Source organism: Sulfurimonas sp. HSL-3221, from assembly GCF_021044585.1.
Taxonomy (GTDB): Bacteria; Campylobacterota; Campylobacteria; order Campylobacterales; family Sulfurimonadaceae; genus Thiomicrolovo; species Thiomicrolovo sulfuroxydans.
The window spans coordinates 1,526,524-1,546,644 of the sequence record NZ_CP087998.1; the positions used below are offsets into that span (position 1 = coordinate 1,526,524).

The following is a 20,121-nucleotide window of genomic DNA, read 5'->3' on the forward strand; positions in this document are numbered from 1 at the left end:
ATAGTGTTCTATTACTAACCGAATAATATTCGGATATATACATAAAATATATTTTGAATAAATACTATCTCATTCATAAAAGCTAGTGAAAAAAAAATTGATCATAGCGCTTCAGCTAGATGAAACAAAAAAGGCATCGCATACGCTCATGGAAATCTCGATCGAAATGCTCATGTTCCTATTTGCCGCATCCATCGTCGCCGGCACGATGGACACGATGGTCGGGGGCGGCGGGCTCATTACCCTGCCCTCGCTGATGCTCACGGGCCTGTCGCCCATCAACGCGCTGGGCACGAACAAGCTGCAGGGGTGCATCGGCACGGGGACGGCCACCTTTCTGCTGCTCAAGCGATCCAAAATAAGGTGGCGGCACATTAGGCCCCTCTTTATTGCCGCCTTTGTCGGTTCGGTCATAGGCACCGTAGCCGTGCAGTTTATCAGCCAGCACTCTTTGTCGCTGGTCATCCCCGTCGTGCTCGTGCTGATCATCGGCTATTTTCTGCTCTACAATCCCAGCAAAGCAAAAAATTTCAGCATCAAGGTAGGTGCGAAAAAGTTCACCTGGCTCGTCATTCCCGGCATCGGTTTTTACGACGGCATGTTCGGCCCCGGGACGGGCTCCTTCTTCAGCTTTGCGAACGTGCTGCTGCGGCGCGCGAAACTGGTGGCAGCAACCGCCACGGCCAAGCCGCTCAACTTTGCCACCAACGTTTCGTCCCTCTTGGTCTTCATCCTCTTCGGCAACGTCGTCTGGCACGTGGGACTGATTATGATGCTGGGCCAGGCCATCGGCGCCTGGCTGGGGGTGCATTTGCTTTACAAGATCAACCCGCAGTACCTGCGCGCCTTCGTCATCGCCGTCTGTCTGCTGATGCTCGCTAAGTACATCGCTTCCTCTTGATGTTCTGACCCTCACTGGCAGCATTACTTTCAAACCCTTTCGTTCCCCATTGTCACTTTTTGCTACAATCAGTGAAGGAGTAAAAAACATTGTCGTCCGGATGCAATACCCCTCCGGATTAATCGCAGCATATCTGCATTAGCAAGCAAGGAGAGCGCGATGGAACATGTTCAAGAAGTTTTGAAAACCTCCCTGGAGGAGCTTGAAAGGGTGCTGAGCACCAAAACGGTCGTCGGGGAGCCCTTCGTCATCGAAGGCAACACCCTCATCCCCCTTATCAGCATCGGGTTCGGGTTCGGTGCCGGCGGCAACATCAGCGGCAAAAAAAGCGGTGACGGACAGGGCGCCGGCACGGGCGGCGGTGGCGGCATCCGGCCGGTGGCCCTCGTCATCATCAACAAGGAGGGCGTCAGGGTCGAACCCATCAAGAGCGGGATGGCCGGCGTCTTCGAACACCTCGGCGACACCCTCGCCAAGGCGATGAAGGAGAAAGAGGACGACGACGAGTAGCAGCTGAACCATGCTAGTAGTTCTCTATCTCATCGCCTTTCTGCTCCTGTTCCTGCTCGCGTTGCTCGCCACTCCCGTCGAGCTGAGCCTGCAGCTGGAAAAGGAGGAGACCTTCGACTACAGGGCCCGGCTGCACTGGTGTTTCGGGCTGGTCTCCGTAGACCTTACCGGGCTGGCAAAGAAGGCGGCCACAGTGAAAAAAGCAAAACGCAAAAAGCGCAAAACGCAACCCTCGAAGTTCCCGGGCGGGAGTGTGTCAGCTCAGAGCGTCACCCGGCTTCTGCGGGGGCTGCGGCGCAGCCTGCAGGTCAGGGAGCTCAGCCTTCACGGCCGTATCGGCCTGGGCGACCCGGCCTGTACCGGGATGCTGATGGGTCTCTTGCAACCGCTCCTGCTGCCCGCGCGGCAGATGAGCCTCGTCGCGGATTACGAGGAGGCCGTCTTCGAAGGGCGCTTCAGCGCAAGGGTCCGCCTTGTCCCGCTGCGAATCTTCGGCGTTTTGCTGCGCTTTTTCTTTGCGGGAAGGCGCTAGGATGATCACTGCGGCAGGGTGACCGTCCGCGACACCGACAGACGAAAGGAGAATCCAATGCCCGCCGAACGCACCGCTTCATCGCACCCCCTCTACCTCTGCGCCCCCGTCAACGCCCTCGTGGAGGGGATCTACGAGGAGAACATCCCCCTGGCCGAGATCAAGCGCCACGGCGACTTCGGCCTGGGCACCTTCGACGACCTGGACGGGGAGATGGTGATGCTGGACGGCGACGTCTACCAGATCACCGCCGACGGGGAGGCCCACGGCGTCGCCGACACCAAACACACCCCCTTTGCCGTCGTTACCTTTTTCGAACCGACCTTCAGGGTGACGTTCGAAGAGGCGATGGAGTACGATGCCTTCCTCGCGCGCCTCGATGACCTGCTGCCTTCGCCCAACCTCTTCTACGCCCTCCGCATCCGCGGCCGCTTCGACCTGGTCCGGGCGCGCTCCGTCCCCAAGCAGCACAACTACCGGCCGCTCAGTGAAGCGGCCGCCGAACAGCACGAATTCCGCTTCGAGGACGCGGAAGGGTGCCTCGCCGGCTTTTACACGCCCGCGTTCATGGCGTCGCTCAACGTGCCCGGCCTGCACCTGCACTTTCTTACACAGGATCGCCGCCGCGGCGGCCACCTACTGGAGTGCCGCACCCGCGGCGTTACCGTCGAGGTGCAGATGCTCCACACCCTCGAACTCTCCCTCCCCATGACGCACGACTACCTGACCCGCGATTTCAGGCGCGACACGGCCGCAGACCTCGAGGCGGCGGAGAAGTAGCGCCCGGGAGAGATGCGATTTTCCGCCTGCATCTACCGTAACCATCCCTCCGACCGCACTGGACAAATATAGAGCATCCTGCCGTGGCGCAGCATGCGGACTCCCGGAGAAACGGCCTTTTCACAGCCACTTTTCTTAAAATACAAAGAGTATAATATTCCACAAATATTTTTAAGGAAACCAATGACCCTCCGCACCGCCGCGCCCCTCCTCCCTTCCGAAAAGCACGCCCAATGAACAATGAAATCCGCATCGACGAACGCTACGTCTCCTTTGCGAACATCGACTGCTTCGAGAACGCATGCCTTGTCATCGACCGCCTCCTTTATGTCACCGGCCAGGCCGAGCACGTCAACCTCTACTGGAAAAAGATCATCCCGACGATCCCCCAGGCCTACTACGACCGCGACCCGAAAGCCGACGAGAAAGAGGCCCTGCTCTACCTTGTCTGCTCCAACGTCTTCTACCTCGAAGAGCTCTTTGAGAACGAAGAGGACGAGGAGGGGCTCAATGCCCTGAAGCGCGCCGAACTGGAGTGCTGCTAAGCAGCACCGCCCGCGCACCCACTACCCACTACCCACTACCCACTACCCACTACCCACTACCCACTACCCACTACCCACTACCCACTACCCACTACCTAATACCTAATACTCATCCCTTGACTATCACAGATATTTGCAATATACTTGTGTACTCAAATATATTGCAAGGATATTTCATGGCTTCAAAACTGGAATGGCTCTTCGCCTTCTCCTCCGCGCATGCGAAACTCTTCAAGCAGGTCGACCGGGCGCTCAGCGTCCACGGCATCAGCTTTTCGGAGTTTTACATTTTGCACCGGCTCCAAAATGAGCCCGGACGGGCCATGCGGCGCATCGACCTGGCCGAAGAGGTCGGGATGAGCGCCTCGGGGATCACCCGGGCGCTGAACCCGCTGGAGAAGCTGGGGCTGGTGCAGAAAGAGAAAAACCCCAGGGACGCGCGGGTGAGCCTCGTCAAGCTCTCCGACACCGGGGTACAGCAGTCCACCGACGCCCTGGCAACGGTGCAGTCAACCCTCGACACCCTGTTCTCGCCGCTGGAAACGGGCGATATCGACGCCTGCATGGCGATCGCGGCAAAACTAAACTAAGGAGAGCACTATGCTGGACCCGGCAAAAAAACACCCCATGGTGATGCCCGACGGCACCGCCGTCCCGCAGGTCGTCCACCTGAGGGCGGTCATAGACCACCCCCGCATCGAGGTGGGCGAATTCAGCTACTACCACAACTTCGAAAAGCTGGAAGATTACGCGGGCTATCTTGCCCCCTACCTCTTCCCCCTCAGCCTCGACAGGCTCATCATCGGCAAGTTCGTCCAGATCGCCCACGGGGTGCGCTTTATTACCAGTTCGGCCAACCACGCCATGGGCGGGTTCTCCACCTACCCCTTCGACAACTTCACGATGAGCGCGGAGACAACAGGCGCGGACATTGTCGCCATGTTCGAAAAGTCCGGCAACCGCGGCGACACCGTCGTCGGCAACGACGTCTGGATCGGGCTGGGAGCCACGATCATGCCGGGGGTGACCATCGGCGACGGCGCGATCATCGGCAGCCATGCCGTTGTCGCGGCAGACGTGGCGCCCTACACCGTCGTGGCGGGCAACCCGGCGCGCCCCGTCCGCAAGCGCTTCGACGACGAGGTGACGGCGGCGCTGCTTGCCATCCGCTGGTGGGAGTGGCCGTTAGAGAAGATCGAGAAACACATCGACGTCATTACCGGCGGCGACATCGACGCGCTGAAAGCCCTAGCTTAGGGCAGCGGCGCACGGAAAAAGCTACTTTACAGAAGTAACCATCTTCTCAAAATCGTCGAACTTTTCCAGTGCACCTTCCGCCGCAGACCACTTGCGCACGTTTTCAAGATCAAAAGCGTTTTGCTGTGCTACCCAGACCGCCTGCTGTAAGGACTGCTCATCCTTCCAGTGATAATATGCCGCTAGCCTGTCTTTGATGCAATCCGTCGGGGTCAGCAGGCGCAAAACGCCGGCATCGGTATCGAGTTCCGCAATCTCTTCCACCGGGGCATCGCCTACGCCGAGAGGCCCGGAGGGAAATTCGATGAAAAAATGACTGTCGGGATGAACGAAATAGCGTTCCTTCTCACTGAAACCGAGCGCCTCCATTACCCTCTTGATCTTCTTGAACTGTTCGTTATAGCGATTGATCAGGTCAATATCATACGAAGTATATTCGCCCCGGCTGTAGATCTCGACACAGGAACCGCCGGAGAGCACGACGGGGATGTTTTCTGCCTCCAATGCTTCACACAGGAATCCCGCAAGTTCCGGCATGCTCATTGCCGCTATCGTTTTCACAGCGGTTTCGCCGGGCGGCGGGGGCGCTTGCGCTGCATCACCAGCTTCTCCCGCAATTCGGGTCGGTAATAGGTACGCGCCTTTTCAAGTAAGCCCGTCAGTTCCGGCAAAAAGGCGTATCGCGGGTTAAAGAAATAGACCCTTGTCCGCCCGGACATCTTGCTCAGCAGTACCCCGCCCTCTTCCAGATTGGCAAGCTGTTGCTGGACGGAGGTCAGCGTCACGTCGAGATAGCGGGAAATCTCCCTGGCATACCCCTCATCGAAAGCCAACAGGTACTGTAAAACCATTTCGCGGCTTCTTGTTCCAAACAGTGCTTCCAGCATACCGGCTCCTTTGATTTATAATATTGTTTATTTGATACAATAATTATATCATATAACACAACTATTAGTTCATAGGGAAATCGACACCACTATTAATGCGCTGAAACGCTGCAGCCGGGAGAGCTTCTAATCCTTCAGGCGCTTCTCCAGCAGCTCGCGCTTAAACTTCTCCTGCGCCTCTTTTGCTCTCTCGCGCTCCGCGTCACGCTGCCGCAGCCGCTCTTTGAAAACCGCTTCCTGCTTCTTCTGCTCGGCGGTCAGCTCCTTTTTCGGGGCGGGCTTCTCCTCCTCTTCATAGGGGACGATAACGCCGACGCTGACGGCGGAAGCCATGCTGCCATAGAGCAGGAAAGCCGCTGCAAATATGCTCTTTTTCATACGCTGATCCTTTTGACACTATGCACCTGCACATTATGAAATATTGTAGCCAACATCTTTTCATCTCATCAGCTTCGACACGTCGAAACACATAAAATCAAATCCATACTTGGCATGAGTACTTTTCTCTATCTTTTCTTTTTACAAAGAAAAGAAACAAAAGAAAATCGTCGTTGCGCGAATCGCACGCTGCTCCCGGCTTTATGCCTCCGCAGCGGCTTTCAAGGCACGCTTAACGACAGGTCGCCTATTGATCAATGCGCTTCGATGAATCGAAGCTAGTAAAAGAAAGAGAGCTTCGACACGTCGAAGCGCATCAATAAAATAGACCCTTGGGCCTTGAGCGCGATCCTTATAAGCCATCCCGGAGGCACAAAGCCGGGAGGGATGAGCGATTCGCGAAAGGCCGCTTTTTGTGCTACTTTTTCTAAAAAAGTGGCAAAGAGACTACTGTTAAATTGTCAGTCTAAATAATGAGAGGAATAGATCATATTTTCGTCTTCAACCACTTGCGCCGGGCAAAGATCTTCCAGAAGATGAACCCTTTGATGAAGGTTTCCACCGTCATGATGATGTAGACGGCAATGATGCCGAAGCCCAGTTTCATGGCGATGTAGGAGGGAATGACCCGCAGCAGCCAGAGCGCGGCGATGTTGATCTTCAGCGGCGTGCGGGTGTCCCCCGCGCCGCGCAGGACGTTGCTGAGCACGAAAAGCACGGCCAGCGGCACCTGGGAGAGGCCGACGAGGCGCAGGTAGAGCGACGCCTGCTGTACGGTCGCGGGATCGTGGGTGAACATCCGCACAAAGAGCTCCGGCCAGATGACCATGACAAGCCCGAATACTCCCATGAATGTCGCGGCGACTTTGAGGCTGTAAAGCCCTCCCTCGTAGGCCTCCTCGGGGCGCTTCGCCCCCAGCTGCTGCCCGACGATGGCCATCGCCGCGACGGCGAAGCCGAAGCCCGGCATAAAGGCGAGTCCCTCCACGCGCAGCCCCACCTGGTAGCCCGCCAGGGCCGCCGTGCCATAGGAGGCGATGACCCAGATGAAGAGCAGGAAGGAGCTGACGGTGATGAGGCGCTCCAGCGCCGCGTGGCTGCCGACCTTGACGGCGCGCTTCAGGTCCGGCAGGTTCCACAGCGGCAGAAAATGCAGCCGCGCGTCGCGGCGCCGCAGCAGCAATAGGTAGAGCACGATGTTGAGGCCGTAGGAGGCCACCGTCGCATAGGCCGCCCCGGCGACGCCCATCGCGGGCAGTCCCCAGTGGCCGAAGATGAGCAGGTAGTCCAGCAGGGCGTTGACCCCGGCGGAGGCGAGCTTGATGTACAAAGAGCTCTTCGTATCGCCCGCCGCGCTGAGCTGGTTGTAAAAGAGCGCGTCGAGGAAGATGAGAGGGAAGCCGATAGAGAGCGCGCCGAAATAGACGCCGCCGTAGTGCACGACGTCCTCCCCCGTGCCCAGCAGGCGGTAAAACTCGTCGGCAAAGAGGGTGCCCGCCGCGGTAAAGGGGAGCGAGAGCAGCAGCGCAAAAGCGCCCAGGGTAAAGAGCAGCGCATTGGCCCTTTTGCGGCGCCGCGCACCGATGAGCCGCGCCGTCACGGCGTTGCCCCCGACGACGTAAAGGGTGATGACGACGTTGACGACCATGATGAACTGCATGCTCGTCCCGACCGCCGCCAGGGCGGAGACGCTCAGCAGTCCTACCATCAGCATGTCGACGAGGATCTGCAGGACGTCGAGGAGGTGTTTGAAAGCCGCGGGCAGCGCCAGCCGCAGCACCTCGCGCAGGCGCGCGTTTGGCCGCAGAGACGTCAATATGGAGCGGGACGGTTGGTTCATTAATAGTTGCTTCCTGCCTGCACCCGCCATCGGTGCGGCAATGGTTAAGATGGTGTTAACGCGGCGGGAGGGCCGAGACGTGCAGGACGACGGAGCGCCTGCTGGAGCGTCTGTTCTCGATGACGCTGCCGCCGTGGGGGAAAAGCGGGTGCCAGATAAGGGCGTCGCCGCTGCGGAAGGCGAACGCCTCCTCGCTCAGACCGGCCGCTTCGTACTGCCGCTTCAGCGTCTCCTGGTACCGGCGCCATGCGTCGGGATCCTGTGGCGGCATTGTATCGAAACGTTCGTAGAATCGGTGCGGCAGCCCGTAGCGCTCCGCCGCGACCCGGTGGGCGCCTTTGACCCCCGTCAGCGTGCCGTTCTGCGGCGTCGTGTCTTCCAGGGCGATCCAGATCCTGAAATAGGGTTCCCCAGGCATCACGTGAAAGACGGGGATGTCCCGGTGCAGCGGCTGCTGGCTCCCCTGCAAAAAGGTGATCGAAGTCCGCAGCGACGGCCCCAGGCCGAACAGCAGCTCCTGCAATTTTACAATGGTGCGCTCCGCGAAGAGGGCATTGATCTCGGGAATTTCATCGTGCAGACCGATCAGGCGCGGGTAGGTGCCGTCGGCTTTTTTGTTCGCCGCCAGGGCTTTGACGTTGGCAACTGTCCAGTCGTCCAGCGCGTCGTTGACCTTCTCGACCGTGTTGTCGCCGATTGCTCCCCTGTAGAGGTAGCAGCCGTCCGCGTTGAACTGGTCGACTATGGCCCTCTCCTCCCCGGAGAGACCGAGGTAGCGGGGATGCTTTCGGTAGTTTTCATACTCGAACCAATGTTTTTCCGTCGGCATCGGCCCTACTTTCACTGCACTGCTCCCCTCTCCATTGTCACGCTTTTTAGACGATAAAGCAATTTCTGTTCGACCCCGCGTCAAAAGAGCGTCGGCTGCCGCAGCTGCCGGTAGAGCTCCAGCACGCCCGGAAGCCTTACCGCCCTGCCCAGCCGCCCCGCTTCCCAGTAGGAGGGTTTCAGCAGTTCATCAAAGAGCAGCTGCTTCTCCAGCGGGTCGACGTAGTTCACCATCTTAACATCATCGGGCCTGCCGCCGCGCAGACGGGTGACGAAGAGCTGCCGGGCGACCAGTTCCCGTTCGCGCTGGGTGTAGACGGCGTCGATGACATCGCGGTAGGTGTTGTAGTCGTTGGCGGGAAGACGGCTGCGGTTGTTCAGCATGGAGAGGTAGTGCTTCAGCTCCGGGGCACGGAGCATGGCGACGAACGCATCGGGCAGGAGTGGTTCGGGCTCCTTGTAAAGCCCCAGGCCCGCTTCGCCGTAGAGCAGAATGCCTACATGCTCGAAGCGGTTGCCGAACGTCTGCAAATACTTGGTGAGAAACCGCTCGTCAAGGGCGACGTAGACGTGGTTGCTGAAACGGGAGTAGCCGTCAAGCTGGCGGTAGAGGCGGTCGAGGTTGTCCTTGTCGCTCTTGATCTCGACGGCAACGAGCGTTTCGTTTTCCGAGAGAGCGTAGAGGTCCGGACGGACACTTACATTCCACTGCGTAAACTCGTGGATGATGGTTGTCCCCTCCCCGTAGCGTTCGCGCAGGAAGGTTTCGGCGGCCTCGCGCAATTCCGCCTCGTTCGACGCCGGGGCGGGCCGCAGCTTGCGGTACTTGGCGAGGAAGCTTTTGTTGTCCCGGTCGCGGCGTTGGCGCGGGGTCATCTCCGCGTAGGCCTGCCGCACATAGCCTTCGTCCTCCCCGCTGCTGCAGTAATCAGACAACTGCTTGCGGCGCCGCGTCAGGCGGCGGGGGAGAAAGGGGTTGTCGCGCTGCGTTTCGAGCAGGGCTTCGTCGGCGGTGATGGCATTGAGAAGCGCGAGGACTTCATTGGCGTTGACGGCATCCATGGCGCGATTATAGCGCGTAGCCGGGTGCGGCGGCGAAAAGATGGCAGCAAATACTATGTGACGGATGCGGTGCCGTTCAGAGCTTCGCGAGCCCGGTTCTTTGCAATACCTTCAGTACGCCGATGACGGCCATCACCGCCAATATCTCCCACTGCCAGTAGGCGAGCGCCTTCTGCGCCATGACGAAGTGGACCGTTACCAGCAGCAGGGCAACGTAGATGAGCCGGTGGTACCTGTAAAACCTGGCAAAGAGCTTCGGCAAGGAGGTGACGGCCATAAAAAGCAAAATGGCGAAGGCGCTCACCCCGAGATAGATGAAGGGCCGCTTCAGCGTCTCATCAAAGGCAACGGCAGGATCGAGCTCCATGTCGAGGATGACGAAATTGGAAAAGTGCAGCAGGGCGTAGAAGAAGGCGAAGAGCCCCACCATGCGCCGGTAGCGCAGCAGCCGGATCTTCTTCTTTACCAGGGAGATGGTCGTCGCCGCGTAGAGCAGCGTCAAAGCGCTGTAACCGGTCACGGTGTAGATCGTCTTGACGGGGTCTTCCGCCCCGCCGGCGAAGAGGCGGTAGAGCAGGAAGAGCAGCGGGGAGAGACAGAGGAGGAAAAGGAGCGTTCTTTTCAAAACTGTTTCCTCAGGTCCATGCCCTTGTAGAGGTGGGCAACCTCTTTCCCGTAGCCGTTGAACATCAGTGTGGGCTGTTTGAAGAAGTGCCCCAGCACCCGTTCGCGCGCCTGGGACCAGCGGGGATGGTCAACGTCGGGGTTGACGTTGGCATAGAAGCCGAATTCGTGAGGGGCGTAGACGTTCCAGGTGTTTCGCGGCTGCGTGTCGGTAAAGGTGATCCTCACGACCGACTTGATGCTTTTGAAGCCGTACTTCCACGGCACGACAAGGCGGATCGGCGCGCCGTTCTGCGGCGGGAGGGTGTGGCCGTAGAGGCCGACGGCCATCAGGGTTAGCGGGTGCATCGCCTCGTCCATGCGCAGCCCCTCGACATAGGGGTAGTCCAGGGTCGCCAGGAGGCCGCGGTCCTGGTCGGGGAACTGCTCGGGGTCGTACAATGTCTCGAAACGGACGTACTTCGCCGACGCAAGAGGCCTGGCTATGGCGATGAGCCTGGAGAGTTCGAACCCGATCCACGGCACGACCATCGACCACCCCTCCACGCAGCGGAAACGGTAGATCCGCTCCTCCAGAGGCATTTGCTTCATCAGCTTCCAGACGTCCAGCTCGAGCGGCTGCTCGACCATCCCGTCAATGGTCAGCTTCCACGGCGCGCTTTTGAAGTGCTTTGAGAGGGGCTTGACCCCCTCCTTGCTCGTCGTGAACTCGTAGAAGTTGTTGTAGGAGGTGATCTGCTCGTAGGTGTTGAGTTCGAGTCCTCCCGCGTTGGGGTCTTTGGCATAGTCGAGGTTTGCGGCGGGCAGCTGCTCTTTCGCGGCCAGTTCCAGCACCGCCGCCGTGCTCACCAGGGTCGCCGCCCCCAGCTTCAGAAATTTCCGGCGTTCGTCGAAGAGCGCCTCGTCCGTCACGTCGGCTTCGCGCAGCGGCCGGTTTTCGTATCGTGTGCGTTGCATCGTCGCTCCTTTTCGGGCGCTTTTGCCTTTTCTAACACTATACGCCCGGCGCATAAATAGTTCAAAAACGGCCGCTACAGATGCTACAATGGCGCAAACATCTTCGGAGAGAGCATGACGGAACTGCGCTATCTTGCCCACTACCCCGAGACGCTCCAGGCACAGGTGCGGCGCCTCATCGAGGGCGGGAAGCTCGGCGATTTTTTGCTGCAGAAGTACCCCGAGGCGCATGCCCTCTCCACCGACGGCGCGCTCTACGACTACGCCGACGCCATGCGCAGTGCGTATATGCGCAACTCCCAGCCCCTGCACAAGGTCGTCTATGACACGAAGATCAGTGTCATAAACGACGCCCTGGGGATGCACACCCGCATCTCGAAGGTGCACGGCGGCCGGGTGCGCTCCCGGCGGGAGATCCGCATCGCCTCTCTTTTTAAAAAGGTCCCCGAACCCTTTTTGCAGATGATCGTCGCCCACGAACTGGCCCACCTCAAAGAGCGCGATCACAACAAGGCCTTTTACAGCCTCTGCGAGCACATGGCCCCCGGCTACCACCAGCTGGAGTTCGACCTGCGCCTCTACCTGACCTACATGGAACGCTTCGGGAAACTCTACTGACCGCCGCCACATTACAAATGTGATACCGGAATATGTTCAATCCTGCAACCCTGCGGTAATGGCGGTGTAATACTGCTTCCCTACCATCTGCGGAATTTTTTCATTCCGGAGTCTCACATGATCGGCAACCTCTACCCCCTTCTCCTCTCCACCGTTACGGCGGCGCTCCTGCTGAGCGCCTGCGGCGAGAGCGGCAACAGCAGCGCGGAGAACGTTGGCGCCGTCCCCGACGCCGGTACGCTGCTGCCCTACAGTGTCCTGATGGACAACCTCGCAGACGGCGCGAACCCCGGCGAGACCTTCGGGATCCGCAACGGCGGCTTCGGGTCGGCGGCCGCCGCCGACCCGACGGACAAAAACCGCTTCTACGCCATGACCGACCGGGGTCCCAACGCCACCTACAGCGGTGCCGAAGGCAAGGGCAAGATCTTCCCGACGCCGGATTACACCCCGCGCATCGGTCTTTTCGAGGTCGGCGCGGACGGCAACGTCACGATGGTCAAGGAGATCCTGTTCAAAGACACCGCGGGGCAGCCGATCTCCGGCCTCCCCAACAGCGCGGCGCTCGGCGGCACGGGCGAGATCCCCTACGATACCGACGGCAACGCCATCCGGGATGAAAACGGCAGCATCAAAACCGACGACTTCGGCCTGGACAGCGAAGGGCTCGCCGTCATGAAAGACGGCACCTACTGGGTCAGCGACGAATACGGTCCGCACATGGTCCACTTCGACAAGAACGGCAAAGAGATCGGGCGCATCAACCCCTTTGCCGGCGACAGCCGCAACACTTACACGCTGCCCGCGGAGTTCGGCCGCCGCTGGGCCAACCGTGGCATGGAGGGGCTGACGGTCACGCCGGACCAGAAGAGCCTCGTCGGGATCATGCAGTCCACCCTGGACAACCCCAGCAGCGCCATGCGCGGCACACTGACGCGCATCGTGACCGTCAGCCTCGAAGACGGCACGGTCAAACAGTACCTCTACAAGCAGGAGAAAGCGAAAAACTCCAACTCCGAGATCACCGCACTCAGTAACGACGTCTTCCTCGTCATCGAGCGCGACGGCAGCTTCTACAAAGATACGACGGCGGGACAGAAGCACGTCTACAAGATCAAGCTCACCACCGGTACGGAACTCGAAAGCATCGCCCCCGACGCCAACCTGACGCAGAACGCCGACGGCGGTCTGCTGCTCGACGGCAAGACCCTCGAAGAGGTTGCGATCCAGGCGGACGGCTGGGAAACACTGGCGGACAAAGGGATCGTCCCCGTCCAGAAAGAGCTCGTCGTCGACATGATCAAAGCGGTCCAGTACCCGCATGACAAGATGGAGGGGCTGATCGTCTTCGACGAGCACACCCTCGGCATCGTCAACGACGACGACTTCGCCATGTGGGCGACCGGCGGGGTATTGGAGCAGAAGTACCTCGATGCGGCCAAGACGAAAATAGACGGCAACACCCTCTATGTCGTCCATGACCTGGAGCTGAGCGGCATGACCCTGCACAAACTCGCTTCCTATAATACAGGCAAGGAGGGGGGCAGCGAGATCTCGGCCTATGACAGCGCCTCCAAGCGGCTCTTCATCACCAACGGCGCGGACAACAAACTCGACATCGTTAGCGTCGCCGACGTTGCCGCTCCGGCGCTGGTCACCTCCGTCGACCTCTCCGCCTACGGCGCGGGCGTGCAGAGCGTGAGCACCAAGAAGGGCAAGGTCGCCGTCGCCGTCGGCAGTGCCGACAAAGTCGGCACGGTAGGCAAAGTCCTCCTCTTCGACACCGACGGCGGTTTCCTCGCCCAGACACGCGTCGGCTACCTGCCGGACATGGTCACCTTCAGCGAGGACGGCAAAAAGATCCTCGTCGCCAACGAAGGCGAACCCGATGCCTCCGGCGGCAGCTACGCGGACGCCAAGGGCTCCGTCGGCCTCATTACCGTCGCCGATGCGACGGCGGCGGACGATGCCGCCGGCTACGCCGAGGCTGATTTCAGCGCGGCAACTCTGACCGCAGCGGCGGACGGCACGCCGGTCCGCTTGGGCGGTACGCCGAAAAACGACAAGGCGTTCGATATCGAACCCGAGTACATCACCGTCAGCGGCAGCGACGCCTACGTCACCCTGCAGGAGAACAACGCGGTGGCGAAGGTCGACATCTCCGGTGCGACGCCGACGCTCACCTGGGTCAAATCCCTCGGGGCGAAAAGCTACGAACCCGGCAGCGGCAACACGATCGACATCGAGGAGGAAGGCAATATCACGATGAAGTCCTACCCGGGACTCTTCGGCCTCTATATGCCCGACACCATCGCATCGTACACTGCCGGCGGGGAGACCTACTTCGTCACCGCCAACGAAGGCGACGGCCGCGAATGGTGCAACGGTGACGAGAGCTACTGCTTCGTCGACGAGGAGAAGATCAAGAAGCTCAGCCTCGACCCGGCGATCGCCGACGCCTACGCAAACGAGAACGACCTGAAAGTCGTCACCGACATGGGCGACAGCGACAGCGACGATGTTTACGAAAAGCTCTATGCTTACGGCGCGCGCAGCTTCAGCATCTGGAGCAGCAGCGGCGACCTCGTCTTCGACAGCGGGGACGCCATCTCCAAAAAGATCGCCGAGATCGAACCGGCGCTCTTCAACCAGGACGACGGCGAGATGGACGGCCGCAGCGGCAACAAGGGCGGCGAGCCCGAAGCGCTGGCCCTGGGCTCCATCGGCGGCAAAACCTACGCCTTCGTCGGCCTGGAGCGTCAGAGCGCCATCCTCATCTACGACATCAGCGACCCTATGCAGCCCGTGTACGTCGATTATGTCGTCACGCATACCGAGGGGGACGTCAGTCCCGAAGGGATGCTCTTCGTGCCGGCAGACCAGTCGCCCAACGGCAAAAACCTGCTGATCGTTTCCAACGAGGTCAGCGGATCGACCGTCCTCTACGAAATCACACAGTAAACTGCGGGAGCCCGATCTCCCCGGGTCTCCGGACTCCCCCAGCCGTCCCGTTTTTCCCTGCACGCTATAATGGCAACCATTTATCCCGCTATAAAAGGTTCCCTGGATGCAAACATTTTTTCTCCGGCTTTCACTCTCTATCGCCACGCTTTTCGTCTTCACGGCCTGTTTCGAACCCGAAACCCCGCAGGAGGCGGCAGCGGCGTTCTGGAGCGCCGTGGAGCGCAGCGATGCGGGCGATGCGGTCCAATACTCCACCCTGGAGGAGAAGGCGGCGTTCGACGCCTTCGGACGCTCCTGGCAGGGGGCCGATGCGACGGTTGAAAAGGTCGTCATCGAGGGGAGAGAGGCGCAGATCGTCTCGAAGATCACCGCGCCGGAGGGGAGCGATCTGCCCGCCACTGTGACGACCTACCTCGTCCAGCGCGACGAGGCGTGGCTCGTCGACTACGCGCGCACGGCGGAGGGGATGCGCGGCAACACCCTCACCGCCCTCTTTGCCGAGCTCACCAAGATCACTCAGGACCTGGTCGGACGGCTGAACAGCACCTCCGGCGACCTGCAGCGCCAGCTGGAGACGATGCGCGGGCAGATGGACGCCTATGCCGAGACGCTCAACCGGCAGATGTCCGAATCCATCGGCCGTTACGGCGGCGTCCTGCGCGAACGCATCGACGAACTGGCCGCGTCGGCCCGTGAAGCGCTCGATGCGAACGGGAAGCGGCTTACACCGCAGGAGCAGCAGACGCTGGACGACGTCGCCGGGGAGATGGAGCGCCAAAGCGACACGCTCTCCGAACCGGACGCGGATAACGTCACCGAAGGGACGGAAAAAGCCCTCGAGGCCCAGCAGAAACTGCTGATGCTCGACGAAGAGACCCTCGAAAGCTATCAACGGCAGTGGATCGAGTGGCGCGACCGGTTCGAACAGGAGGCCAAAGCCTTCTTCGACGCCCTGAATGCCGAACTCCGGAAGCAGGAGGAGTGAAACGCATCCTCCGCCTCCCGCTTCCGAACTATCTCCCCTTCCCCGACTAAAAACCTTTTAAATTTTTTTAAAAAAATGTTTAATAAAGTTATTAATGCTAAAATTATTTTCAGGCACCGACCCTCGGTGTCGTCGAGAAGGAGAACCATGCGACCGATCATCGCGACACTACTACTGTTAATCACGGCGGCGTCCCTCGCGGCCGCCACCACCAAGGTCATCGTCGTCGGGGCGTTTCATACCCCCGAAGGGGCGCAGCAGCGCGTCGATACGCTCAAAGGGTATCTGCGCTACGAGCCGGAGAGCTACGCCCTGCAGCGCGCCGGCCACTACACCTACGGCGTGCGCAGCGCGGCCCCCTATTACGTTGCCGTGCTCTACCGTTTCCGCAATTTCGACGAACTGCTGACGGTACGCAACAGCATCAAGAAGATCTATCCCGACGCCTACGTCAAAAACAACATGAACTTTACACGGCCCCTCGGCGCTGCCGCTCCGGCAGCGCGCACGGCGGCCTCGGAAGCGGCTGTATTCGAACCGGCAGCCGCTCCGGCATCGCAAAGCGTCATGACAGAGACGGATACAACCGTCGTGGAGACGGTACCGGGCACGGAGGTCACGGCGATAACAACCCCAGGGTCGCTTTCGGCGGCCTCCATCACCCCGGAAACGACGGGGCCGTCCTTTCTGCCGCTGCTGATCGCGGAGCTCCTGGGCGGCGCGGCGTTCATTTTGCTCTTTGCGGGCAGACGCCAGCCGGTACAGGGGTGATTCAGAGCTGTTTGACGCTGAGGAGCGCACCGCCCGGTGCGATCAGGGCGGAGAGGTGCACGGTACAGGACTCCCCCCGGTAGTTCAGCGCCGAGAAAGTCGTCATGACGCCCAGGTTCTGCCCGACGGCATAGGCGAGCGTCCCGATATGCGCGTAGCTTTCGGGCACCCGCAGCCGTTGGCGGATAAAACGGGCCAGCACCGGGTGGATGCCGTCGTGCGTCACGGTGAGCCGCGGTGCATCCGGCGTCTCATCTCTTCGCGGCAGCGCCGCCGCTTTCAATGCCGTTACGGGTGTTCTACGCAGCACTGCGTCTCGATATGCCGGGGTCATTGTCATCACATTTTCCTCCCGAAAGCGTCAATAAAAGCACACTATACACCCCGAGTATCACAGCCGTGTTACAACCGAATCCGATGGTTTTTATCCTCCAAACATGTGAAAAAACGGCAAAGCACAGTATTTTTACCGCAAAAAAAAGTTAGACAAAGTTCCGAATGCTAAAATAACCTTCTCTCATTGGCGCTAGCGGGCGCCATATTCATTAAAGGAGTTGCATGCGTCTGGCCACCCTATCGTTTTTACTGTTTCTGTCGGCGGTCTCGCTTGCGGCCGCGACAACAGAAACTATCATTGCGGGGGCGTTCCAGACGGAACAGGATGCGGCACAGCGTATCGAGGCCCTGCAGTGGTACCTGCAGCAGGACCCCGACGTCGGTCCCCTGCAGCAAACGGGTGCCTTTAGCTACAACGTACGCAACGCCGCGCCGGGCTACCTGGCCGTGCTGTATCATTTCCGCAGCAGCGCGGAGCGCAAGATCGTCCTCGATACGATCCGGAAACTGCATCCCAAGGCCTACATGAGCGACGGCGGTGAAATCGTTGCCGGCGTTTTCCAAAGCCACGTAGAAGCGCAGCAGCGCAACGAGGCACTCCACTGGTACCTGCAGCACAACCCCGACACCGGCAGCCTGCAGAACGAACACGCCTTCGCCTATGCCGTCAGCGGCGGAGCGCAGAACTTTCTTGCCGTCCTGGAGCAGTTCCGCAGCAGCGCCGAGGCCAACACTGTCCTCAAAAGCATCCGGAAGCTGCATCCCAACGCCTACATCGCGAAGGACCTCAATGCCCTGCAGCCGGTCATTACCGAACCGCTCGAACCGCAGGTCATGGCGGCCGCCAAAACGCCGGCCGAGACACCGGCCAAGGTAACGGAAGCGCCGAAAGCCGAAGCGGCGGTACCTGCCCCCGATACGAAGCCCCGGGTCGTGGAAGAACCCGCGAGTAACAACGCCACCACCCCGGCGGAAACAGCTGTGACGAATCAGGCCGCCGCCAAGCATATCCCGACGACTCAGTCCTTCCACCGTACCACCCCTTTCGAGGTGACCGGTGACACCGAAGCATCGGACGAGTCCATGCTCTCCTCCATCGTCACGCTGCTCCTCGCCGAACTGCTGCTCGGCGGCGCGGCGCTGATGCTCTTCTTCCGCAAACGCACCCACTGACCTTATTCCCCGGCGGGAACCAGAAAGTTCGACGAAACGTTCCGCTATCCTCCTACGGCGTATAAAGCTCCGCCGTACAGGGGTCGTAACATCCTCCGACGACCAGAATCCTTCCGTCGTCAAGCAGGGTCGCACTCGCCTCCGTATGCGCCTCGCGCAGTCCTCCGGTCAGGCTGAAACCGTCCACAGTCGCGTCATAGATCTCCGCCCAGGGCAGCCCGCCGTCAACGACGAGGATGCGGTGATCGTCCAGCGTCACGGCGCGGGGGAAATAGGTATTGTATAGGGTCGTATTCGAATCGCGGTAGGTCCCCGACGAGGGATCATAGACCTCGGCGGGATCATCGCCGCCGACAAGGAGGACCCGGCCGTCGGGCAGTGCCGCCGTTGCGAAGTAGCAGCGGTAATAGGAGGTGGCCCCGGTCAGCGTGAAAGTGTCGCTCTTCGGCGAGAAAAGCGACGATGCATTCGTGTAATAGCCGTCGACGAGCAGAATCGTACCGTTGCCGTCATTGAGCGGCTGCAGGGAAATGCAGCCATGGCTGATCAGCATCGGACCGACCGCGCTGAAGGTTTCGGTTACGGGATCGAAGACTTCGCTCCCCTGTCCCAAAGAGGTGTGGACGATGAGAACCCGCCCGTCATCTAGGGTGACCGACTCCGGTGCAACCATGTCACTGACGTTAAGATCGCCCAGGAACGCCGTCGTCCCGGCGGCGGGATCGTAAAGCTCGGCACTGAATAGCCGGTGCGACAGCGAGGTATACCCTCCGACGATAAGCACCCGTCCGTCCTGCAGCAGCGCCGCGGTATGGTTGCGGCGCGCGACATGCATGTCCGGCCCGGCGGTGAAGGTCTCGGTCACCGGGTCGAAAAGCTCCGTCGATACCGTGGAGTTGCCGTCGATGCGTCCCCCGGCGATAAAGACCCGCCCGTCCTGCAGTTTCGTGGCCGTATGCGCACTGCGCGTCGGGTTTAGGGGCTGGTGCAGCGCCGGCTGGAAAGTCGCCGGACCGGTAATGGGTACCAGCAGGGTCTGCACCGCGACGGCACCGGCATCATTGGTCACCTTAAGCCGGAAGGTCGTCGTGCGCATCAGGACGCCCGAATCGACGCTCCCTCCCGATGCGATCGCCCCGACGGAGTAGAAGCCGCCGCCGTCACTGCGCTCGATCACGCCGCTGCCGTCGGTAAAGCTCCCCGTCAACGTCACGGAACCGCCAAGGGTCGCTGACGTCGGCGATGCCGTCAATGCCGTCACGGAAGGCGGCGGCACGACCGACACCGTGAGCGAGCTGCTCGTCGAATTGCCGGTGTCATTGGAGAGTGTCAGGGTGTAGAGCGTCGAGGCGGCCGGTGTCACCGTGTATTGATAGACGTTCGTCGGGATGGCAATAGCGCCCGGATCAAGCTGAATGGAGGTGACGGTGCCTGACCTGCTCCAGGAGAGCAGCGACGAACCGCCCGTCGTCACGATGGCCGGGGAGGCGCTGAAACTGTCAATGACCGGCGGCGCCTGCACCTCTACGGTCACTGTGCCCGTCTTCACGGCACCGACGTCGTTCGCAACCGTCAGGGTAAACGTCGTCGTCGCCGTCAGAGGGTCCGACACAACAGGGACGCCGCTGCTCACGGGGCCGATCCCCTCGATGCTTCCGCTGCCCGTAAAGGTCGCAACAAGCTCGACGCTTTCACCGGGGCCGACGGCCGTACGGTTCGCCGAGAAACTCGCAATGGCCGGCGCTGCATAGACGGTGACGTACCACGCCTGGGCAGTACGCCGATCGCAGCTGTCGGGTTCCGTTGCGATCTTGAAGTAGACTTTCTTCCCGATCAGATCCGACGACGGTGTCCAGGAGACCGAATCGGCGTAGTCGTCAACCGTAGCCCCCTCCGGCAGCTTCACCCCGTCGATGCTGTTGCAGTGGAAAGGAAAGCAGGTATACAGCGCATCCACATAGTAAACGTATCTGTACCCCGCCGTCGCCGTCGTCGGCGGCACAGAGTAGATCGTCGGCGACATATCGGTGGTACACTCGATTCCCCCCGTATTGCAGGCCGTGAAGGAGAGGAGACTCAGCAGCGCGATAAAGCCCTGGATGATCTTGTGCATGTACGCCCCCTTTCTTTTTATTTTACCACAAAAAAAAACATCCTGGTTTTTCGCCACGTC

22 protein-coding genes are annotated in these 20,121 nt (G+C 60.2%); 12 read left to right on the forward strand and 10 right to left on the reverse strand.

From position 1 onward, the window contains the following. Positions 1-148 precede the first annotated feature (148 nt). The 7 genes from LOH54_RS07790 (at position 149) to LOH54_RS07820 (ending at position 4,525) form a co-directional block, all read left to right on the forward strand. Positions 149-901 (forward strand): TSUP family transporter, encoded by a 753-nt coding sequence (locus LOH54_RS07790; protein WP_231018318.1) that lies wholly within the window; start codon positions 149-151, stop codon positions 899-901. Between the two features lie 159 nt (positions 902-1,060). Continuing rightward, positions 1,061-1,411: a GerW family sporulation protein gene (locus tag LOH54_RS07795; RefSeq protein ID WP_231018320.1), complete on the forward strand. Its 351-nt coding sequence runs from the start codon at positions 1,061-1,063 to the stop codon at positions 1,409-1,411. A gap of 10 nt (positions 1,412-1,421) precedes the next feature. Beyond that, complete coding sequence (locus LOH54_RS07800) at positions 1,422-1,943, forward strand: hypothetical protein (protein ID WP_231018321.1); 522 nt, start codon at positions 1,422-1,424, stop codon at positions 1,941-1,943. Between the two features lie 57 nt (positions 1,944-2,000). Beyond that, entirely contained in the window at positions 2,001-2,723 is a 723-nt protein-coding gene (gene budA / locus LOH54_RS07805; RefSeq protein WP_231018323.1) for an acetolactate decarboxylase, read from the forward strand. 233 nt (positions 2,724-2,956) lie between these two features. Then, on the forward strand, positions 2,957-3,268 hold the full coding sequence (gene cowN / locus LOH54_RS07810; RefSeq protein ID WP_231018324.1) for a N(2)-fixation sustaining protein CowN: 312 nt from the start codon (positions 2,957-2,959) through the stop codon (positions 3,266-3,268). A gap of 176 nt (positions 3,269-3,444) precedes the next feature. After that, entirely contained in the window at positions 3,445-3,858 is a 414-nt protein-coding gene (locus tag LOH54_RS07815) for a MarR family winged helix-turn-helix transcriptional regulator (RefSeq protein ID WP_231018326.1), read from the forward strand. Between the two features lie 10 nt (positions 3,859-3,868). Then, positions 3,869-4,525 (forward strand): CatB-related O-acetyltransferase, encoded by a 657-nt coding sequence (locus tag LOH54_RS07820; protein WP_231018328.1) that lies wholly within the window; start codon positions 3,869-3,871, stop codon positions 4,523-4,525. A 21-nt stretch (positions 4,526-4,546) separates the two neighbouring features. On the opposite strand, the gene LOH54_RS07825 is transcribed toward LOH54_RS07820, so the two are convergent. The 8 genes from LOH54_RS07825 to msrP all read right to left on the reverse strand — a co-directional run bounded on the left by LOH54_RS07825 (position 4,547) and on the right by msrP (position 11,101). Next, positions 4,547-5,068, reverse strand: a complete 522-nt coding sequence (locus LOH54_RS07825; protein WP_231018329.1) for a nucleotidyltransferase family protein — start codon at positions 5,066-5,068, stop codon at positions 4,547-4,549. A 14-nt stretch (positions 5,069-5,082) separates the two neighbouring features. Continuing rightward, entirely contained in the window at positions 5,083-5,412 is a 330-nt protein-coding gene (locus LOH54_RS07830) for a winged helix-turn-helix domain-containing protein (protein ID WP_231018331.1), read from the reverse strand. A gap of 126 nt (positions 5,413-5,538) precedes the next feature. After that, complete coding sequence (locus LOH54_RS07835) at positions 5,539-5,790, reverse strand: hypothetical protein (protein WP_231018333.1); 252 nt, start codon at positions 5,788-5,790, stop codon at positions 5,539-5,541. Between the two features lie 487 nt (positions 5,791-6,277). Continuing rightward, entirely contained in the window at positions 6,278-7,630 is a 1,353-nt protein-coding gene (locus LOH54_RS07840) for an MATE family efflux transporter (protein ID WP_231018335.1), read from the reverse strand. Positions 7,631-7,685: 55 nt separating this feature from the next. Continuing rightward, on the reverse strand, positions 7,686-8,474 hold the full coding sequence (locus tag LOH54_RS07845; protein ID WP_231018337.1) for a phytanoyl-CoA dioxygenase family protein: 789 nt from the start codon (positions 8,472-8,474) through the stop codon (positions 7,686-7,688). A 65-nt stretch (positions 8,475-8,539) separates the two neighbouring features. Further along, on the reverse strand, positions 8,540-9,520 hold the full coding sequence (locus LOH54_RS07850; RefSeq protein ID WP_231018345.1) for a sce7726 family protein: 981 nt from the start codon (positions 9,518-9,520) through the stop codon (positions 8,540-8,542). Between the two features lie 76 nt (positions 9,521-9,596). After that, on the reverse strand, positions 9,597-10,145 hold the full coding sequence (locus tag LOH54_RS07855; protein WP_231018347.1) for a ferric reductase-like transmembrane domain-containing protein: 549 nt from the start codon (positions 10,143-10,145) through the stop codon (positions 9,597-9,599). Continuing rightward, on the reverse strand, positions 10,142-11,101 hold the full coding sequence (msrP, locus tag LOH54_RS07860) for a protein-methionine-sulfoxide reductase catalytic subunit MsrP (RefSeq protein WP_231018348.1): 960 nt from the start codon (positions 11,099-11,101) through the stop codon (positions 10,142-10,144). The genes LOH54_RS07855 and msrP overlap by 4 nt, the downstream gene beginning before the upstream one ends. A gap of 114 nt (positions 11,102-11,215) precedes the next feature. Between msrP and LOH54_RS07865 the strand changes: the two genes are divergently transcribed. The 4 genes from LOH54_RS07865 (at position 11,216) to LOH54_RS07880 (ending at position 16,439) form a co-directional block, all read left to right on the forward strand. Next, entirely contained in the window at positions 11,216-11,719 is a 504-nt protein-coding gene (locus LOH54_RS07865) for a YgjP-like metallopeptidase domain-containing protein (RefSeq protein WP_231018349.1), read from the forward strand. Positions 11,720-11,836: 117 nt separating this feature from the next. Continuing rightward, positions 11,837-14,680, forward strand: a complete 2,844-nt coding sequence (locus LOH54_RS07870) for a choice-of-anchor I family protein (protein WP_231018351.1) — start codon at positions 11,837-11,839, stop codon at positions 14,678-14,680. A gap of 106 nt (positions 14,681-14,786) precedes the next feature. After that, complete coding sequence (locus LOH54_RS07875) at positions 14,787-15,668, forward strand: hypothetical protein (protein WP_231018353.1); 882 nt, start codon at positions 14,787-14,789, stop codon at positions 15,666-15,668. A gap of 147 nt (positions 15,669-15,815) precedes the next feature. Beyond that, the gene (locus LOH54_RS07880) at positions 15,816-16,439 is read left to right on the forward strand and encodes a hypothetical protein (protein ID WP_231018355.1); all 624 of its coding nucleotides are present in this window, start codon (positions 15,816-15,818) and stop codon (positions 16,437-16,439) included. 1 nt (position 16,440) lies between these two features. Here the strand turns inward: LOH54_RS07880 and LOH54_RS07885 are convergent, their stop codons facing one another. Next, positions 16,441-16,749 (reverse strand): hypothetical protein, encoded by a 309-nt coding sequence (locus tag LOH54_RS07885; protein WP_231018356.1) that lies wholly within the window; start codon positions 16,747-16,749, stop codon positions 16,441-16,443. A gap of 248 nt (positions 16,750-16,997) precedes the next feature. Between LOH54_RS07885 and LOH54_RS07890 the strand changes: the two genes are divergently transcribed. Beyond that, positions 16,998-17,948 (forward strand): hypothetical protein, encoded by a 951-nt coding sequence (locus tag LOH54_RS07890; protein WP_231018357.1) that lies wholly within the window; start codon positions 16,998-17,000, stop codon positions 17,946-17,948. A 52-nt stretch (positions 17,949-18,000) separates the two neighbouring features. Here the strand turns inward: LOH54_RS07890 and LOH54_RS07895 are convergent, their stop codons facing one another. After that, positions 18,001-20,061 (reverse strand): Kelch repeat-containing protein, encoded by a 2,061-nt coding sequence (locus tag LOH54_RS07895; protein ID WP_231018358.1) that lies wholly within the window; start codon positions 20,059-20,061, stop codon positions 18,001-18,003. Positions 20,062-20,121: the final 60 nt, after the last annotated feature.

Coding starts and splice junctions, on each gene's coding strand:
- LOH54_RS07800 (WP_231018321.1), top strand. CDS start 1,422: ATGCTAGTAGTTCTCTATCTCATCGCCTTTCTGCTCCTGTTCCTGCTC.
- cowN (WP_231018324.1), top strand. CDS start 2,957: ATGAACAATGAAATCCGCATCGACGAACGCTACGTCTCCTTTGCGAAC.
- LOH54_RS07835 (WP_231018333.1), bottom strand. CDS start 5,790: ATGAAAAAGAGCATATTTGCAGCGGCTTTCCTGCTCTATGGCAGCATG.
- msrP (WP_231018348.1), bottom strand. CDS start 11,101: ATGCAACGCACACGATACGAAAACCGGCCGCTGCGCGAAGCCGACGTG.
- LOH54_RS07895 (WP_231018358.1), bottom strand. CDS start 20,061: ATGCACAAGATCATCCAGGGCTTTATCGCGCTGCTGAGTCTCCTCTCC.
- LOH54_RS07820 (WP_231018328.1), top strand. CDS start 3,869: ATGCTGGACCCGGCAAAAAAACACCCCATGGTGATGCCCGACGGCACC.
- LOH54_RS07790 (WP_231018318.1), top strand. CDS start 149: ATGGAAATCTCGATCGAAATGCTCATGTTCCTATTTGCCGCATCCATC.
- LOH54_RS07815 (WP_231018326.1), top strand. CDS start 3,445: ATGGCTTCAAAACTGGAATGGCTCTTCGCCTTCTCCTCCGCGCATGCG.
- LOH54_RS07825 (WP_231018329.1), bottom strand. CDS start 5,068: ATGAGCATGCCGGAACTTGCGGGATTCCTGTGTGAAGCATTGGAGGCA.
- LOH54_RS07880 (WP_231018355.1), top strand. CDS start 15,816: ATGCGACCGATCATCGCGACACTACTACTGTTAATCACGGCGGCGTCC.
- LOH54_RS07870 (WP_231018351.1), top strand. CDS start 11,837: ATGATCGGCAACCTCTACCCCCTTCTCCTCTCCACCGTTACGGCGGCG.
- LOH54_RS07875 (WP_231018353.1), top strand. CDS start 14,787: ATGCAAACATTTTTTCTCCGGCTTTCACTCTCTATCGCCACGCTTTTC.
- LOH54_RS07795 (WP_231018320.1), top strand. CDS start 1,061: ATGGAACATGTTCAAGAAGTTTTGAAAACCTCCCTGGAGGAGCTTGAA.
- LOH54_RS07850 (WP_231018345.1), bottom strand. CDS start 9,520: ATGGATGCCGTCAACGCCAATGAAGTCCTCGCGCTTCTCAATGCCATC.
- LOH54_RS07840 (WP_231018335.1), bottom strand. CDS start 7,630: ATGAACCAACCGTCCCGCTCCATATTGACGTCTCTGCGGCCAAACGCG.
- LOH54_RS07830 (WP_231018331.1), bottom strand. CDS start 5,412: ATGCTGGAAGCACTGTTTGGAACAAGAAGCCGCGAAATGGTTTTACAG.
- budA (WP_231018323.1), top strand. CDS start 2,001: ATGCCCGCCGAACGCACCGCTTCATCGCACCCCCTCTACCTCTGCGCC.
- LOH54_RS07865 (WP_231018349.1), top strand. CDS start 11,216: ATGACGGAACTGCGCTATCTTGCCCACTACCCCGAGACGCTCCAGGCA.
- LOH54_RS07890 (WP_231018357.1), top strand. CDS start 16,998: ATGCGTCTGGCCACCCTATCGTTTTTACTGTTTCTGTCGGCGGTCTCG.